The following is a 16,663-nucleotide window of genomic DNA, read 5'->3' on the forward strand; positions in this document are numbered from 1 at the left end:
TAAGTCTTTTAAATTGCTTTATATATTCATCTATGTTAGGTAGGTTAAATTCTATAACATCAGTATTTTGTATAATGGATAAAAAATTCATTAACTTTTTTAATTACTTAAAAAAAGCACATACAATCGCAATTACTATATATAGATAAGGTTCTAATTTAATAGCTAAGGTATCATTGGAAGAAATATTAACAACTGTTTTACTAGATAACTTATGAAAAATTTTTTTCATAATGTTAAAGATCAACCAACCACAGATAGCACCTAGAGTATTCAGTATTAAATCATCTATATCAGTAGCACGATATTTTACAAATAATTGTCCAGTTTCAATAATAATAGAGAAAAACAGTCCATGAAAAAGGGTTGTCCATAAGTTACGATATTTTTCCCATAGAGTAGGTAATAGAAATCCAAAAGGTATAAAAAATATAATATTAAGTATACCTGAAATTTCAAGTCCATCTTTAAAAGGTATTGAATTTATATTAGGACTAAATACTGTTTGACTAAATCTTAAAGTTCTTCTCCATTCAAATAAAGAAGGAAATCCTACTTCTTCTAAAGCAATCATAAGATACAATATAAATAAGTATCCAAATATGTAATGTTGTAATTTTATTTCCTTTTTAAGAGATTTACTATTTTTATTTAATATTATATTTAATAAAGTTATTAAAGAAATTGCCATTATAAGACCTTTCAATGGGTTCATTTTTTCACCTTCTTTCAAAATAAAATAGGGTTAATCATATTTTCAACAGCATATCAATTAATTACTTTTACAGAAAAATAGTTATAATATACATATATTGTATAACTCATTGTTTAAGTTTTACTTAATAATATCTTAAGTTTTTCTTAATATAATTGTATATTAAAAAAATAAATATAATTTTTGAAATTTAATAAGATGTTAAGAAGTATAGTAATTGTACATTTAAATATGGTATAATTAGTATTAATTAAGTTTAAATAGTAAATTGATATAAGTTTAAAAATACCGTAGTATTCATGGGTGAATTTGCGGTATTTTTTATGCAAATTTAGTAGAATATATGGATATTAAATTTGAAATGTTTTAAATTAATAATATAGTTGATTAAAGTACATAGAGGTGATTTGATGGAACATGGCGGAGATATTTATACAGAAGGAATTTTAAAAGGAAAGACATTATTAGATTTTAGTTCTAATATAAATCAATTAAAATTGCCACAGGGATTTAAAGAATGTATTAATAAAGCTTTGGATAATGTTTATGTTTATCCAGATATACAATATAGAAGTCTTAGAAAAAACATATTAGATTATTTGAATTTTAGTATAAATTATTTTTATAAAACAAAAGGAAATAGTCTAAAAAATATTAGTGAAGAAAATATAGTATTAGGGAATGGAGCAGCTGAAATTATAGATGAAGTTATAGCATGTTTCAAAAGCATATGTATAGCAGTTCCGTCTTTTATAGAATATGAAAAAAATGCTTTAAAGCACAGTTTGAAAATTACTTATTCTTATTTAGATGAAAATATGAATTTAAATTATGATGATATAAAAGAAAAGCTTAAATATGTAGAGGCTTTATTTGTAGCTAATCCTAATAATCCTAATGGACAAATTATAGATAAGTCTAATTTTAAAGCTATATTGGATTATTGCGAGAAGAATAATAAAACTGTAATTATAGATGAAGCTTTTATAGAGTTTACAGGAAGAAATTCTTTTAGTTTTTTAAATGAATTGGATAATTATAAATGTATTTTTATAATAAAGGCTTTAACTAAATTTTATTGCATTCCTGGAATTAGATTAGGCTATGGTGTAAGTGGAAATACTTCTATTATAAGTAAGATAAAAGAAAATCAAAATCCTTGGAATATAAATTGCTTTGCAGAAGCAGCAGCAGAGTATTTATTAAAAGATAAGGACTTTATAAATAGGTCTTTAGAAGAAGTTGAAAAGGAAAGAAAATATTTGTTAAATGAGTTAGAAAATATTGATTTTATAGAAAAAGTGTATAAGACTTATAGTAATTTTGTGTTGTGTAAGACTAAGTATGAGTGTGATTATTTATATGATGTTTTACTTGAAAAAGGTGTTATTATAAGAAAAGCGGATAATTTTAAAGGATTAAATAAATATTACGTTAGAGTTGCTATTAAAGATAGAGAAAAAAATAAAGCATTTATAAATTGCTTAAAAGAATTAGATAAAAGTTTGAAAGAGAGGATTTAAATTGAAAAGTATAATTATATCTTCTAATTGTAGCGGTGGAGGAAAGACTACAGTAACTTTAGGACTTATGAAGGCTTTTATGAAAAAAGGACTTAAAGTGCAAGGATACAAAGTAGGACCAGATTACATAGATACGGCATTTCATAGTCATGTAACAGGAAATCCTTCAAGAAATTTAGATTTATATATTATGGGTGAAAAAGGAGTAAAAGCTTCTTATTCCCGAGGAAAAGGAGATATAGGAATAGTTGAAGGGGTTATGGGACTTTATGATGGAAAAGGCATAGATACAAGCTATTCCACTGCTCATTTAGCAAATACTTTGGGATTACCTGTAATATTAGTAATTTCTCCTAAGGCTCAAAGTGTTACTCTTTGTGCGGAGATAATGGGACTTATGAAGTTTGGAAATGTAAATATAGCAGGTATTATATTTAATAATATGAAAGAAGGGTATTACAAGCTTTTAAATGCCGCAGTAGAGAAAAATTGTGGCATTAAAGTTTTTGGTTATGTTCCTAGAGATGAAAAGTTAAGTTTGAAAAGTAGGCATTTAGGACTAATTCAAAGTAGCGAAATTAAAGATTTAGATGAAAAAATAGATTTGTGTAGTGAGCTTATATTAAAACATATTGATTTAGAAGAAATGTTGAAATATTTCCCAGAAAATACTCTATATGAAGATGACTTTTATATAGAAAATAGAAATTTAAAAATTGCTGTATCCCATGATAAAGCTTTTAGTTTTTACTATAGAGAAAATTTAGAGCTATTAAAAGAGGCAGGGGAAGTAACTTATTTCAGTCCAATGAAAGATAAAAAAGTTCCTGATAATATGGATTTTATTTATTTAGGTGGAGGATATCCTGAAGTTTTTGCTAAGGAAGTTAGTGAGAATAAATCTATGCTAAATAGTATAAAAGAAAATTTAGATAAGGGTAAAAGATGTTATGCAGAATGTGGTGGACTTATGTATTTAACTCAGGGAATAAATATAGATGATAAAAAGTATCCTTTGGTAGGATTTTTTAATGGAGAAAGTTACATGACAAATAGGCTTCAAAACTTTGGATATGCAGAAATAACTGTATATAAAGAAAATCATATATTAGAAAAAGGTTTGAAAATTAAATGTCATGAGTTTCATAAATCTTATATAGATTCAAAAGAAGAAAAGATTTATAAAATTCAAAAGACCATGTATGATAATTCTATAAAAAATTGGGAATGTGGATATTTAAAAAATAACACAGTAGCTTCTTATGGACATGTACACTTTTTTAGCAATATGAATTTTATAAAAAGTATATTAAATAAGTAAAATACACCAATATAGTATATAATGTTTTATATAAATTAATTTGGGAAATTTATATTAAAAATTTTAAGACATACAAAATAATATGTTTATTATATAAGGAATAAAAATTGAAGTATATAAATTATAAAAAAATATAGTTTTAAATTACATATGGAATGGAGATTTCAACATGAGTTTATTGGAAGAGGCATTAAAATCAATAACTCCTGCTGATAAAGATGCAATAGAAAAATCCAAAAAGAGAATAGATAATTTAACAAAACCTATAGGAAGTATGGGGACTTTAGAGGATATTGCTTCAAAAATGGCAGGAATTACTGGTAAGCTTTATAATGAAATATATAAAAAAAATATTATTATAATGTGTAGTGATAATGGGGTTTGTGAAGAGGGAGTTTCTGCTTGTCCACAAAATTTAACTAGAATTGTAACTAATAATTACACTAGAGGAATAACAGGAGTATGCACTTTAGCAAAATACAATAATTCTGATATTACTGTGGTGGATATAGGAGTAAAAGGAGAGTTTAATAATTCTAAAATAATAAATAGAAAAATAAATCATGGAACTAAAAATATGTGTAAAGGTGCTGCTATGACAAAAGAGGAAGCAGTAAAAGCTATAGAAGTTGGCATAGAAATGGTGGACAATTTGGTGAAACAAGGATATGACTTATTTGGAACAGGAGAAATGGGAATAGCAAATACTGCAACTAGTGCAGCAGTTATGGCAGCAATTTTAGATTGTCCTGTGGATTTGGTAACAGGAAAAGGTTCAGGACTTACGGAAGAACAATTTTCCACTAAAAAATCTGTTATAAAAAAGGCTTTAGATATTAATAAACCTAATAAAGAAGATGTTTTAGATGTAATTTCAAAAGTAGGTGGATTTGATATAGCAGGTATGTGCGGTTCATTTATAGGAGCAGCTAAAAATAAAGTTCCTATAGTAATAGATGGATTTATATCTTACACAGCAGCTCTTTGCGCTTATAGATTAAATAAAAATGTAAAAGATTATATATTTCCTTCTCATTTATCTAAAGAGCCTGGAGTAGAATATGCAATAAAAGAACTAGGATTAGAACCAATGTTGAATTTAAAAATGAGATTAGGGGAAGGATCAGGTTGTCCTTTAGCATTTAATATTATAGAATCTGCACTATATTCTATGAACAACATGGCTACTTTAAAGGAAGCTTCTGTGGAAGGGGATTTTTTTGTAGATATAAGAGAAGAAAACTAGAGATTTAATAGAGCATTTATAAAATATGAGAATTTATATTAATAAAGTTATAGTGTATAAAAATTTTTGCATATGAAAAATTAAGATATTTTATTAAAAAATATATGGATTATAACTTATTTCAATGTGAATTTATGATTTATAAATAATTAAAAGTTGGTGATTTAAATGAAAGATTACATAAAACAACCTATGGATATAGAAAAAAGAAGTTTCGAAATTATTGGGGAAGAAATGGGAGAGAATAATTTTTCACAAGAAGAACTTCAAATTGTTAAAAGAGTTATCCATACTACAGCGGATTTTGAGTACAAGGATTTAATATATATAAGAGAAAATTCTATAAAATCAGCTTTGGATTTATTGAAAAAAGGAGTAACTATTTATACAGATACTAATATGGCTTTATCTGGTATAAATAAAAGGGCTTTAAGTAATTTAAATTGCAAAGCAGAATGTTTTGTATCAAAAGAGAATGTAGCACAAATAGCTAATGAGAGAAATATTACTCGTTCTATGGCAGCAGTGGAACAAGCAGCGGAAGAAGGAATAGAATTCTTTGTGTTTGGAAATGCGCCTACAGCTTTATTTAAATTAAAAGAATTAACTTTAGCTGGAAAAGCAAATCCTAAATTTATAGTAGGTGCTCCTATAGGTTTTGTTGGAGCAAAAGAGTCTAAGGAAGAAATAGAAAAATTAAAATATATTCCTATGATAACTATAAGAGGAAGAAAAGGCGGAAGTGCTGTTGCAGCTTCTATAGTAAATGCACTTATGTATATGCTAACAAGGTAATTTTTAAGGATTTATTAAAATTGGATATGAAAAATTTTGAACAAAATAAATGATTTAATTATTAATAAATGCTTAATTGAAATAGTAGTAACTTTTAGATAAAAGAGATGGATTTTAGAAATCTTTTTTATGATAAAAAAGAGGGTGGTACATATACTCGAATTATATATAAACTCTAATGGGAAAAAGTTAAGGTGTGGATATACTACAGGTTCTTGTGCAGCGGCTGCAGCTAAGGCAGCTACTGTTTTGTTGTTTCATAAAGAAATATTAAAAGATATAAAGATTGATACACCAAAGGGAATAGAACTTTTAATTCCTATAGAAAAAGTAAGTATAGGTGAAGATTATGCTGAATGCTGTGTTTTAAAAGATGGAGGAGATGATCCTGATATAACTCATGGCATTGAAATATGGGCAAGAGCGGAAAAAAGAAAAGAAGGTTATTTTTTAAAAGGCGGTAGAGGTGTAGGTTTAGTTTGTGGAGAAGGTCTTTATGTTAAAAAAGGTGAATGGGCAATAAATCCAGTACCTAGAAAAATGATTGAAAAAGAAGTAAAAGAAGTACTTCCTAAAAATGTTGGAGTGGAGATTACTATTTTTGTTCCTCAAGGAGAGGAAATAGCTAAAAAAACTTTTAATCCAAGGTTAAATATACAAGGAGGCATATCTATTCTTGGAACTACAGGAATTGTTATGCCTATGTCTGAAGATGCTTTAAAACAATCTATAGAATTAGAAATAAATCAAAAGTCTACTGTTTATAAAGAATTAATACTTCTATTTGGAAATATGGGAGAGTCCATGGCAAACGAGCTTAATATGGATATGAATAAATCTGTTATAATATCTAATTATGTAGGTTTTGCTTTAAATTGTTGTGTGGAAAAGCAAATTGAAAAGATAACTTTAGTAGGTCATATAGGTAAACTTTGCAAAGTATCTTCTGGATGTTTTAATACTCATAGTAAAGTATGTGATGTAAGATTAGAAACTTTGGCTTTAGAATTAGCATTAATGGGAGAAAGTACGGATTTAGTAAGAGAAGTATACAGTGAAAAAACTACTGAAGGTGCTGTAAAACTTTTAGGGGATGGCTATGAAGAACTTTATAAAAATATAGCTAACAAAGCTAAAAGTAGAATGGAAAAGTACACTTATAATAAATTAAAAGTAGAAGTTGCAATGTTTTCTATGGATAGAGGAATTTTATACAATACACAAAATAATTAAAAGGCAGGTAATAGTATGGTTTATATTGTGGGAATAGGGCCGGGACATAAAGATTACATACTTCCAAAAGCAGCGGAGGTTTTGAAAAATTCTCATAGCATAATTGGTTTTGAAAGAGCAATATCAAGTGTAGATTTTATAGAAAATAATAAAATTAAAGTTAAAAAGCTAAGTGAAATATTAGATATAATAAATAATGCAGAAAACAAAGATATATCTATAATTGCTTCAGGAGATCCTTTATTTTACGGAATAACAAATTATATAAATAAAAATTATAAGGGAAAAGTAGAAATAGTCCCCGGAATAAGTTCTTTTCAATATATGATGGCAAAAATAAATATACCTTGGAATGAAGGATTTTTAGGAAGTCTTCATGGAAGAGAAGAAGATTTTTTAAATAAAGTTAAAGAACATAAAGTTTCCATATGGCTTACGGATAAAAAACACTCTCCAAGTTATATATGCGATATTTTAGAAAAAGAAAATATTGAAGCAACTATTTATGTTGGAGAAAATCTTTCCTATGAAGATGAAAGAATAACAAAAGGAACTATAAAAGAACTAAAAAACAAAGATTTTTCAGCTTTAACCGTTGTTGTGATTAAGAAACTTTAATTTTAGAGTAAGCTTATATTTTTAAAATTAGTTTAGTTTTTGATTACTAAAAAATTAAAATTTAAAATAGAAGTAAGAACTATATTTAAAAGTTAGCTGTTTTTAGGCTATATTGTTTTGAAAAAGTCATTACAAATTGTATTTTGTTGGCAAGCAAAAAGGAGAATGCTATATGAATTATATAAAGGATGAAGAATTTATTAGAGGTCAAGTGCCTATGACAAAGGAAGAAATTAGAATTCTTACCATAGCTAAATTGGGTATTAAGGAAAACTCAAAAGTTTTGGATGTGGGAGCAGGTACTGGTTCTATTTCTATTCAAATAGCTAAAATGTTTAAAAATGTAGAGGTTTTTGCTATTGAAAAAGAAGAGGAAGCAGTGGGATTAATACATAAAAACAAGGAAAAATTTAATATAGATAATTTAAGTATTATAAAGGGAGAAGCTATAGAGGTTTCAGAAAATATAAATGAAAAGTTTGATAGTATATTTATAGGTGGCAGTAAGGGAAACATAAAAGATATAATAGATATTTATAATAAAAAATTAAATGTAAATGGAAAAATGGTTATGAATTTTATAACTTTAAGTAACTTAGAAAAGGCTTTAAGTAAGTTAGAAGAATTAGGATATAAGGTAGAATGTATACAAGTTTCTATAAGTAAATTTATAGGAAAAAGTTTAATGGCAAAAGCAAATAATCCAGTATTTATACTAAGTGCAGAAAAGGAGTAGGATATATGAAAAAACTAGGAACATTTTATGGAATAGGAGTAGGACCAGGAGGAGACGAAGAATTATTAACTTTAAAAGCAGTAAAAGCTATAGAAAATTCTTCTGTAATTATAGCTCCAGCAGCTAGAAAAGGTGGAGATAGCATAGCTTTAGATACGGCTAAAAATTTTATAAAAGAAGGTTCAGAAATTAGAGTTTTGCATTTCCCAATGGAAAGAGGCAAATGGGAAGATAAAGTTTATAACAATTTTAAGTTAATTGAAGAAAAACTTTTAGAAGGAAAAAATGTAGCTTTTTTAACTATAGGAGATCCTCTTTTATATAGCACTTTTATATACATATTGAATCACATAAATGAAGAAGGATATGAAACAAAAGTAATACCAGGTATAAATTCCTTTTGTGCTGCAGCTAGTTTAAGTCAAACTCCTTTGGTTTTAGGAGATGAAAGTTTGCTTATTTTACCTGCTTCTAAAATAGATGAATTAAGAGATGAAAAATTTGTGGTAATTATGAAGTTAGGTGGAAAAGAAGAAGAAGTTTTAAATGTTTTAGATGAAAAAGGATACAAATATGTGTATGTTTCAAAGGCTTACAGAGAAGGAGAGCAAATATTAAGACATAGGGAAGAAATAATTAAAAATAGAAATTACATGTCTTTAATAATAGCAGAGAAAGAAGTGAATTAAATGGAAAACAAAATAGTTAGTTTTGTAGGTGCAGGCCCTGGAGATGTGGATTTAATAACAGTTAGGGGTAGAAAAATATTAGAAGAAGCGGATGTTATTATTTATGCAGGTTCTTTAGTAAACAAAGCTCATATGGATTTTTGTAAAAGCAGTGCAGAAATTTATAATTCAGCTCATATGAATTTAGAAGAAATAATAGAAACTATAAATAAACACTATAATGAAGGTAAAAAAGTAGTAAGACTTCATACAGGTGATCCAGCTATATATGGAGCTATTAAGGAACAAATGGATGAATTAGAAAAGTTAAATATACCTTATGAAGTTATTCCTGGAGTTAGTTCTTTTACAGCAGCAGCTGCAAGTATAAAAAGGGAATTTACATTACCAGGAGTAAGCCAAACTGTTATTTTAACTAGAGTGGAAGGAAGAACCCCTGTACCTAAATCAGAAGATTTAGAGGTTTTAGCTAAGGCAAATGCTTCTATGGCTATATTTTTGTCTGTATCTATGATTGATAAAGTAGTAGAAAAATTATTAAAAGGTTATGGAAGAAATGTACCTATAGCAGTTATTCAAAAGGCTACTTGGGAAGATGAAAAAATAGTTATAGGAACTTTAAAAGACATAGCTGAAAAAGTTAAAAGTGCTGGTATAAATAAAACAGCTCAAATACTTGTAGGAGATTTTATAGATACTAAATATAATAAAAGTTTATTATATGACAAAACTTTTTCTCATGAATATAGAGAAGGCAAGAAATGAAAATAGCTGTAATTAGTGTAACAAATCGAGGAGATGCTTTAGCTGAAAAACTAAAAGAAATATATGAAGTGGATTTTTATTCTAAAAATATCCTAGAAAATTTTAATATATATTCAGTAGCAGGAAAATCTATGAAAAATTACAAAACTATTGTGTTTATATCTTCTACAGGTATTGCTGTTAGGGCTATTAGTGGATTTATCAAAAGCAAAGCAAAGGATCCAGCGGTAATAGTTATAGATAGCAGTGGAAAATTTGTTATAAGTCTTTTAAGTGGTCACTTAGGAGGAGCAAATGAAGAAACTTTAAAAATAGCAAAACATTTAAAATCTATTCCTGTAATAACTACAGCAACAGATAATATTGGAATAAAAGCTCCAGATATAATTGCAAAGGAAAATAATTTAGTTATAGATAATTTTAAAGCTGCAAAAGATATAGCTGCACTTTTAGTTGCAGGAGAAAAAGTGGCATTTAAAGATTTTAGGGGTATAATAGAAATACCAAAAGGATACATAGAAAATCAAAAAGAAGCTAAAGGAATTGTATATGTTACTAATGAATTAAATAATTTAGAAGGTATGAAGGCTTTAAAGCTTATAAGAAAAGACATTGTAATTGGAATTGGTTGTAGAAAAAATTACGATTCAGAAACTATGAAGAATAATGTGCTAAAAATACTAGAACAATATAATATAGACAAAAGAGCTATTAAAAATATAGCTACTGTAGAAATTAAAAAGCATGAAAAAGCAATTTTAGATTTAGTTAAATACTTAAATTGTGATTTAAAAATATTTACTATAGAAGAAATCAAAAACATACAAGATAAATTTCAAGGTAGTGCTTTTGTAGAAAAGACTATAGGAGTTAAGGGAGTATGTGAACCAGTAGTAGAATTATCTGGTGGAAAATTAATTACAGACAAAATAAAAGTACAAGGCATGACAATAGCCTTGGGAATAATTTAAAAGTTGGTGATAATATGGGTAAACTTTATGTAGTAGGAATAGGTCCTGGAGGACTAGACTACATGACTATAAAGGCTAAAAAAGCAATAGAAGAAAGTGATATTATAGTAGGATATAAAACTTACATAAAATTTATAGAATCTATAATTCAAGATAAAGAAGTAATTTCTACAGGTATGGGTAAGGAAAAAGAAAGATGTGTAAAGGCTTTGGAACTTTCAAAAGATAAAATTGTATCGATTATAAGTTCTGGAGACGCTGGAGTATATGGTATGGCAGGACTTATTTTAGAATTAAGAAAAGATGAAAATGTAGAAATTATACCAGGAGTAACAGCATCTTTAGCTTCAGCATCTGTAGTAGGTGCCCCACTTATGCATGATAATTGCAATATAAGTTTAAGTGACTTAATGACACCTTATAATCTTATAAAAGATAGAGTAGAATATGCTTCAAAAGGAGATTTTATAATATCTTTGTATAATCCAAAAAGCAAGGGAAGACCTCATTATTTAAAAGAATGCATGGATATTATAAAAAAATATAGAAAAGGAAATACTCCTGTAGCAGTAGTAAAAAATGCTTTAAGAGATGGCGAAAGTACGGAGATTTTTACTTTAGAGACTTTTAAAGATGATAATGTAGATATGTTTTCTACTGTAATTATAGGGAATAGCGAAAGTTACATAAAAGATGGATTTTTTATAACTCCAAGAGGGTACTTAATTAATAAATAGATTTAAATTGTTTTAAGACGATTTATTGCTATGTTTTAAGATGATTTATTGCTATTTTTCACAATATTAAATAATAAATAAATTTAAATTATATAATAAGAAATGGAAGTTAGATTTATTAATTTCCATTTCATATACATAGAGTACTAAAAACAAATGGCAACATTTCATAATTTAGGAGATGAAAATAAAATGATAGGCTTAATATTAGGAACTACAGAAGGTAAGGACATATTATCTCTTCTCAATAGATTTACTGATGATATTTTTGTATCTACTGCTACAGCCTATGGAGGGAGTTTGCTTGAAAATTATAAATATAAAATAGTAAATACAAAACCTTTAAAAGAAGAAGATTTATTAGAAAATTTTAAGAAATATAATATAGATATTTTAATAGATGCATCTCATCCTTATGCTGTAGAAATAACGGAAAATACAATGAGAGTTTGTGAAAAGCTTAATATAGAATACATAAGATATGAAAGACCTTCTGTACTAGAGGATTTTCAAGACTATAAAAATGTTATAACAGTAGAAAACTATGAGGAGCTTTATAATCCTTTAAGCAAAATACAAGGCAATATACTAAACACCACTGGCAGCAACAATATAGAAAAACTATTAAGCTTAAAACTTACCAATAGAATAATCCACAGAATACTTCCATCAGTGAAAGTAATGGAAAAATGTTTTGATTTAGGGGTAGAAGTAGAGGACATTATTGCAATAAAAGGCCCTTTTAGCAAAGAATTTAACAAGGCTTTAATAGATGAATATAATGTTACTGCTATGATTCTAAAAGATAGCGGCATACAAGGTGGAACTTTAGAAAAACTTCAATGCTGTATAGAAGAAAATATCTATGCCATTGTAATAAGACGAAAAACCATAGAGTACAAAAAAGTATTTTATAACAAAAAAGATTTAATTAAGTATATAGAAAGAACCTTTTCTCCAGGGGTTTAACTTAATCCAATATGAATAATAAAAGTGATATAAAAAAATAGCACTGGGGTAGGCAGTAAGTATGTTTGAAATAACTCATTTCATTATTATAAATCTTAAGGTTTTCTTAAGGTTTATTTGAATTTATTTTAAGGTCTTTCCTTTAGTATAAAGAATATATAGGAAATAAAGGGAGGATTTATAGATGAGAAGGATGAAGTTGTATATAAAAATTATTTTGATAGGATTACTATTTATATTAATATTAAAAGAAGTTATTCCAAGAATAAATATAATGAGAATGGGATATTCATCTAAAAGAGTATATGAATTTCTGACCTCTGAAAGAAATAGGAGAAAAACTTATTTAGATGCTGCAAATTTAAATGGGGGTACTTCTCAAAATGCTTGTGTTTTTTTTGTAAGTGAAGTGTTAAGAAATAACAATTATGAAGTCCCTAAATCCATGGGAAATACCGGAGAATTTATAAGCTTTTTAAAGGAAAAGGGATGGAAAAAGAGAAAAAATTATAAAAGGTTAAAACCTGGAAATGTATGTTTTACAACAGATGAAAGTGGAAATAATAAAGATATACCTACCCACACATATATATTTATGGGATGGGTGGAAGAAGGAAAGTATGATTATGCATACATATGCGATAATCAAGCTAAGGATTATAAAAATAAAATATATCATATAAGAAATATAAATTGCATAGATAGAATTAAAGGAAATACAAAGGAAGCCTTCAGTTTTTTTATGACAATTGATTAAGTTGTATATAAAATTAAATTATAAATAGAGTTATTAGAAATTGTTATAAAGGTGAAAAGCAGTGTTTATCTACATTTTGTTAGACTATAGGAGGTATTAATAAATTCACATTAAATATACTTTGTAAAATTTAATTAAAGAATAAAGTGTACAATCTTACAAAGTATATTTAATGTAATTATAATTTATTACAATAGTACAAGGAAGAATTATTAATTAAAGGTAGCTTAATAATAAAAGTGGTTTTTTCATAATTACTTTCTATAGAAATTTCACCTTTATGCAAATTTATTATGTTTTTGGTAATTGCAAGACCTAGACCAGAACCTCCTGTAGATGTGGAACGAGATTTTTCAGCTCTATAAAATCTATCAAAAATAAAAGGTAAATCTACAGCAGGGATTGGTTCTCCATAATTTATTATTTCTATAATTCCTATAGAGTTTTCTTTTCTAGTAACAATATCAATATACTTACTTTGTTTTCCGTATCTTATTCCATTATTAATTAAATTTTCAAAGGCTCTTGCTAATTTAATAGCATCACCATTAATGAAAAGTTTATCTTCTGAAAAAAAAGTTCTACATTCCATATTTAAATTTTTAAATTGAATTCTAAATTCTAAATATAGCTGATTTAATAGTTCAATTAAATTTACTTCCTCTTTTTTTAAGATTAAAGTACTATTTTTAGTTATAGTGTATTCAAATAAATCATTTATTAATACATTCAATCGTTTTGATTTTTCATAGGCTATATTAACATAATACCTTAGTTGAATTTCATCTTTATAATAATCTTTATCAACTAAATCTAGATATCCAAGTATAGAAGTTAATGGTGTACGTAAATCATGAGATACATTTGTTATAAGGTCATATTTTGTTTGCTCAGCTAAGCGTTCTTCCTCCATTGATTTATTTAGTTTTTCAATTATTGTGTTCATATTTTTAGCTAATTTACCTAACAAATGATTTTCATTTTCAGGTATTTTTTTATCTAGATTACCTGTGGTTATATCATTCATGAATTGGTCAACTTCTACAAAGTATTTAATTTTTTTATACATAAATACATGAAGATAAATAATTAAAATTATTATCCAGATAGTATATTTCACATATGTAAAATTAATATGGCTTCTAAGCATAAAAATTGCATCTTTGTCGTCAGGTGAATTGTTAACAAATAATATTAAGAAAATTTTCCATAGGGCAAAGAGTACTCCCATAGATAAAATCGAAGATATAAAAATTAAAAATATATTTAAAAGTATTTTAAATTCAATCTTATAAATAGTTTTTGTCTTCAATTTTATAGCCAACCCCCCATACAGTGTGAATAAGTTTTTCGCCGTCTAAAGCATTATCAAGCTTGTCCCTAAGTTTACTTATATGAGCCATAACTGTATTATTTGATTGATAATACTTTTGCTTCCAAACTCTTTCAAAAATTTCCTCTGCACTAAAAACTCTTTCAGGATTACTAGCTAAAAGATATAATATTTCAAATTCTGTTGAAGTTAAATTAATAACTTTGTTATATGCTGTTACCTTATGAGTAGATTTTATTATTTTAACAGGTCCTACAACTAATGTATCTTTATCAATTATATCCTTATCATTTTTATCAAATTCATAAATTCTTCTAAATATAGTTTTAATCCTAACTACAAGTTCAAGTGGATTAAAAGGTTTAATCATATAATCATCTGCTCCATATAATAAACCATTTATTTTATCGATATCTTGATTTTTAGCACTTAGCATAATAATAGGTACATTAAGTTTTTCTCTAACTTTTTTACAAACCTCTATACCATCTACTTTTGGCATCATTATATCTAATATTATAAGATTAATATCAATACTACTTATTATTTTCAAAGCATCTTCTCCATTAAAAGATTTATAAATTTTATAACCTTCATTAATCAAATAGATTTCAATAAGATTAACTATTTCTTTATCATCATCTACTATTAGTATACTTTTTTGCATAAATAATCACCTTTCTGTTAAATCACTACTTTGTTTAGAATTATCTAAAGGGTTCACTATAAATAATAGCATAATCTATAAACAATTTATAGATTTTAAGTTTAGGCACTTAGTGTTAAGTAAAAGTGGACAGCAAACTGTTTTTTTGAAATAATTATTTATTGTTTATCGATAAATAATTTATGAAATACGTAAAAGAACTCATATAGATATTGTTTATAATTAAGCACATAACGTAAATTTTCGTAGGCAAGGTAAGTACTGCTTAATTATAATAAGTATTGATATTACTTTGTTTTAGAAAAAATTTCTTATGGAAAATTATATGTTATAATACAATTTGTATATGAATTTAGAAGGGATGTGTAGTTTTGAAGCTGGGATTTATAATTTCAAAAAGTATAGGAGAAAAAAGAGTTCCTCTTTTACCACAGCATATAAAAGACTTTGAAAATGAAATTTATATAGAAAAAGGTTATGGAAAAGATTTAGGAATAGAGGATTATGAATATGAAAAAAAGGGATGTAAAGTGCTTTCTAAAGAGAAAGTATTTAAGGAATGTGATGGTATATTTTCTTTGAAGGTTATTAAACCTGAAGATTATAAATACGTAAAAGAAGGGCAAGTTATATTAGGTTGGATACTTCCAGAAACTGCAGGAAAGGATTTTATGGAGAAACAAGCTATTCCTAAAAAATTAACTATAGTAAATTTAGATACCATAAATCCTTGTGCATATTATCAAGATAAAATTATTCCTGTAAATTGGATTAAGAAAAATTTTATAAGAAAGAATAGTTATATGGCAGGATATTCTGCAGTACTTCATGCTTTAATGAGCCATGGAATGTTGCCTAATTCCAATACTAAAGTAGCAATTTTAGGTGCAGGAAATGTAGCTCAAGGATCTTTTAATGCTATTTCATTATTTAATTCTGATATAAGAATGTTTTATAGAAAAACCATGAATGAGTTTTTAGAAGACATAGGAGAATATGACTTAATAATTAATGGAATACAAATAAAAACAGGAGATAATATAATAATAACTAAAAAACATTTAGAAAAAGTAAAAAAGGGTTGTTTAATAATAGATTCTGCAGCTAATGAAGATATGGTTATAGAAGATATAAAATATACTAACTTAGAAAATCCTCTATACTGTAAAGATGGAGTTTATTATTATTGTGTTAATAATGCTCCTTCAATATTTTATAGGGAATCTAGTAAAATTTTAAGTGAAGGTTTTAGTAAATATGTATTTTCTAAAGATATAAAGGCTTTTTTGGAGTTAAGAGTTGTGGGAGATTGACAGTTTTTTTGAATTTTCAATTAAAAAAATATATTCTTGACATTATTATAAAAATGTATGACAATATAGGTAAAAGTAAATAATGGGGTATAAGGCTTATTCTTAGAATAATTAAAAGGGAAAGTGGTGAAAATCCGCTGCAGCCCCCGCTACTGTATACGGCGACAAATTCTAAAACCACTGGGAAAACCGGGAAGGGAGAAGGAGAATGACCCGTGAGTCAGGAGACCTACCTTATATTTCGGCGATAAGTCTTTCGGAGGGAGAGAAAATTC

General features: G+C 26.6%; 17 protein-coding genes and 1 riboswitch. Of the genes, 14 read left to right on the forward strand and 3 right to left on the reverse strand.

The window, feature by feature from the left end; genetic code table 11:
* Positions 1-103 precede the first annotated feature (103 nt).
* Entirely contained in the window at positions 104-715 is a 612-nt protein-coding gene (locus tag CLOACE_RS04225; protein ID WP_070109804.1) for a VanZ family protein, read from the reverse strand.
* Positions 716-1,125: 410 nt separating this feature from the next.
* Between CLOACE_RS04225 and CLOACE_RS04230 the strand changes: the two genes are divergently transcribed.
* From CLOACE_RS04230 to CLOACE_RS04290, 13 genes are all read left to right on the forward strand, one after another.
* Entirely contained in the window at positions 1,126-2,238 is a 1,113-nt protein-coding gene (locus tag CLOACE_RS04230; protein ID WP_070109805.1) for a pyridoxal phosphate-dependent aminotransferase, read from the forward strand.
* A 1-nt stretch (position 2,239) separates the two neighbouring features.
* Entirely contained in the window at positions 2,240-3,559 is a 1,320-nt protein-coding gene (locus tag CLOACE_RS04235; protein WP_070109806.1) for a cobyrinic acid a,c-diamide synthase CobB, read from the forward strand.
* Positions 3,560-3,728: 169 nt separating this feature from the next.
* The gene (gene cobT, locus CLOACE_RS04240) at positions 3,729-4,805 is read left to right on the forward strand and encodes a nicotinate-nucleotide--dimethylbenzimidazole phosphoribosyltransferase (protein WP_070109807.1); all 1,077 of its coding nucleotides are present in this window, start codon (positions 3,729-3,731) and stop codon (positions 4,803-4,805) included.
* 168 nt (positions 4,806-4,973) lie between these two features.
* Entirely contained in the window at positions 4,974-5,600 is a 627-nt protein-coding gene (locus CLOACE_RS04245; RefSeq protein ID WP_070109808.1) for a precorrin-8X methylmutase, read from the forward strand.
* 153 nt (positions 5,601-5,753) lie between these two features.
* Complete coding sequence (cbiD, locus tag CLOACE_RS04250; protein WP_070109837.1) at positions 5,754-6,833, forward strand: cobalt-precorrin-5B (C(1))-methyltransferase CbiD; 1,080 nt, start codon at positions 5,754-5,756, stop codon at positions 6,831-6,833.
* Between the two features lie 15 nt (positions 6,834-6,848).
* Positions 6,849-7,451 (forward strand): precorrin-6y C5,15-methyltransferase (decarboxylating) subunit CbiE, encoded by a 603-nt coding sequence (gene cbiE / locus CLOACE_RS04255; protein WP_070109809.1) that lies wholly within the window; start codon positions 6,849-6,851, stop codon positions 7,449-7,451.
* Between the two features lie 172 nt (positions 7,452-7,623).
* Positions 7,624-8,187, forward strand: a complete 564-nt coding sequence (gene cbiT / locus CLOACE_RS04260; RefSeq protein ID WP_070109810.1) for a precorrin-6Y C5,15-methyltransferase (decarboxylating) subunit CbiT — start codon at positions 7,624-7,626, stop codon at positions 8,185-8,187.
* 5 nt (positions 8,188-8,192) lie between these two features.
* Positions 8,193-8,876, forward strand: a complete 684-nt coding sequence (locus CLOACE_RS04265) for a cobalt-factor II C(20)-methyltransferase (protein WP_070109811.1) — start codon at positions 8,193-8,195, stop codon at positions 8,874-8,876.
* Complete coding sequence (gene cobM / locus CLOACE_RS04270; RefSeq protein WP_070109812.1) at positions 8,877-9,641, forward strand: precorrin-4 C(11)-methyltransferase; 765 nt, start codon at positions 8,877-8,879, stop codon at positions 9,639-9,641.
* Positions 9,638-10,612, forward strand: a complete 975-nt coding sequence (cbiG, locus tag CLOACE_RS04275) for a cobalt-precorrin 5A hydrolase (RefSeq protein WP_070109813.1) — start codon at positions 9,638-9,640, stop codon at positions 10,610-10,612. The genes cobM and cbiG overlap by 4 nt, the downstream gene beginning before the upstream one ends.
* A gap of 14 nt (positions 10,613-10,626) precedes the next feature.
* Positions 10,627-11,349 carry a precorrin-3B C(17)-methyltransferase gene (gene cobJ / locus CLOACE_RS04280; protein ID WP_070109814.1) on the forward strand — a complete coding sequence of 241 codons (723 nt, stop codon included), beginning with the start codon at positions 10,627-10,629 and terminating at the stop codon, positions 11,347-11,349.
* A gap of 192 nt (positions 11,350-11,541) precedes the next feature.
* Positions 11,542-12,318, forward strand: a complete 777-nt coding sequence (locus tag CLOACE_RS04285) for a cobalt-precorrin-6A reductase (RefSeq protein WP_070109815.1) — start codon at positions 11,542-11,544, stop codon at positions 12,316-12,318.
* Positions 12,319-12,502: 184 nt separating this feature from the next.
* Complete coding sequence (locus tag CLOACE_RS04290; protein WP_070109816.1) at positions 12,503-13,075, forward strand: hypothetical protein; 573 nt, start codon at positions 12,503-12,505, stop codon at positions 13,073-13,075.
* 178 nt (positions 13,076-13,253) lie between these two features.
* Here CLOACE_RS04290 and CLOACE_RS04295 read toward each other — a convergent pair whose 3' ends face one another.
* Positions 13,254-14,387, reverse strand: a complete 1,134-nt coding sequence (locus tag CLOACE_RS04295) for a sensor histidine kinase (RefSeq protein WP_070109817.1) — start codon at positions 14,385-14,387, stop codon at positions 13,254-13,256.
* The gene (locus CLOACE_RS04300) at positions 14,365-15,075 is read right to left on the reverse strand and encodes a response regulator transcription factor (RefSeq protein WP_070109818.1); all 711 of its coding nucleotides are present in this window, start codon (positions 15,073-15,075) and stop codon (positions 14,365-14,367) included. Before CLOACE_RS04300 ends, CLOACE_RS04295 begins: the two co-directional genes overlap by 23 nt.
* A 371-nt stretch (positions 15,076-15,446) precedes the next feature.
* Here CLOACE_RS04300 and CLOACE_RS04305 point away from each other — a divergent pair, with 371 nt between their 5' ends.
* Positions 15,447-16,388: a Rossmann-fold NAD(P)-binding domain-containing protein gene (locus CLOACE_RS04305; protein ID WP_070109819.1), complete on the forward strand. Its 942-nt coding sequence runs from the start codon at positions 15,447-15,449 to the stop codon at positions 16,386-16,388.
* Between the two features lie 75 nt (positions 16,389-16,463).
* A riboswitch (cobalamin riboswitch) is annotated at positions 16,464-16,639 on the forward strand.
* Positions 16,640-16,663 lie beyond the last annotated feature (24 nt).

The organism is Clostridium acetireducens DSM 10703 (assembly GCF_001758365.1).
GTDB classification, from domain to species: domain Bacteria; phylum Bacillota; class Clostridia; order Clostridiales; family Clostridiaceae; genus Clostridium_C; species Clostridium_C acetireducens.

Excerpts from the sequence above, each read along its gene's own strand:
- CLOACE_RS04225 (WP_070109804.1), bottom strand. The coding sequence starts at position 715 with ATGAACCCATTGAAAGGTCTTATAATGGCAATTTCTTTAATAACTTTA.
- CLOACE_RS04230 (WP_070109805.1), top strand. The coding sequence starts at position 1,126 with ATGGAACATGGCGGAGATATTTATACAGAAGGAATTTTAAAAGGAAAG.
- cobT (WP_070109807.1), top strand. The coding sequence starts at position 3,729 with ATGAGTTTATTGGAAGAGGCATTAAAATCAATAACTCCTGCTGATAAA.
- CLOACE_RS04245 (WP_070109808.1), top strand. The coding sequence starts at position 4,974 with ATGAAAGATTACATAAAACAACCTATGGATATAGAAAAAAGAAGTTTC.
- cbiE (WP_070109809.1), top strand. The coding sequence starts at position 6,849 with ATGGTTTATATTGTGGGAATAGGGCCGGGACATAAAGATTACATACTT.
- cbiT (WP_070109810.1), top strand. The coding sequence starts at position 7,624 with ATGAATTATATAAAGGATGAAGAATTTATTAGAGGTCAAGTGCCTATG.
- CLOACE_RS04265 (WP_070109811.1), top strand. The coding sequence starts at position 8,193 with ATGAAAAAACTAGGAACATTTTATGGAATAGGAGTAGGACCAGGAGGA.
- cobM (WP_070109812.1), top strand. The coding sequence starts at position 8,877 with ATGGAAAACAAAATAGTTAGTTTTGTAGGTGCAGGCCCTGGAGATGTG.
- cbiG (WP_070109813.1), top strand. The coding sequence starts at position 9,638 with ATGAAAATAGCTGTAATTAGTGTAACAAATCGAGGAGATGCTTTAGCT.
- cobJ (WP_070109814.1), top strand. The coding sequence starts at position 10,627 with ATGGGTAAACTTTATGTAGTAGGAATAGGTCCTGGAGGACTAGACTAC.
- CLOACE_RS04285 (WP_070109815.1), top strand. The coding sequence starts at position 11,542 with ATGATAGGCTTAATATTAGGAACTACAGAAGGTAAGGACATATTATCT.
- CLOACE_RS04290 (WP_070109816.1), top strand. The coding sequence starts at position 12,503 with ATGAGAAGGATGAAGTTGTATATAAAAATTATTTTGATAGGATTACTA.
- CLOACE_RS04300 (WP_070109818.1), bottom strand. The coding sequence starts at position 15,075 with ATGCAAAAAAGTATACTAATAGTAGATGATGATAAAGAAATAGTTAAT.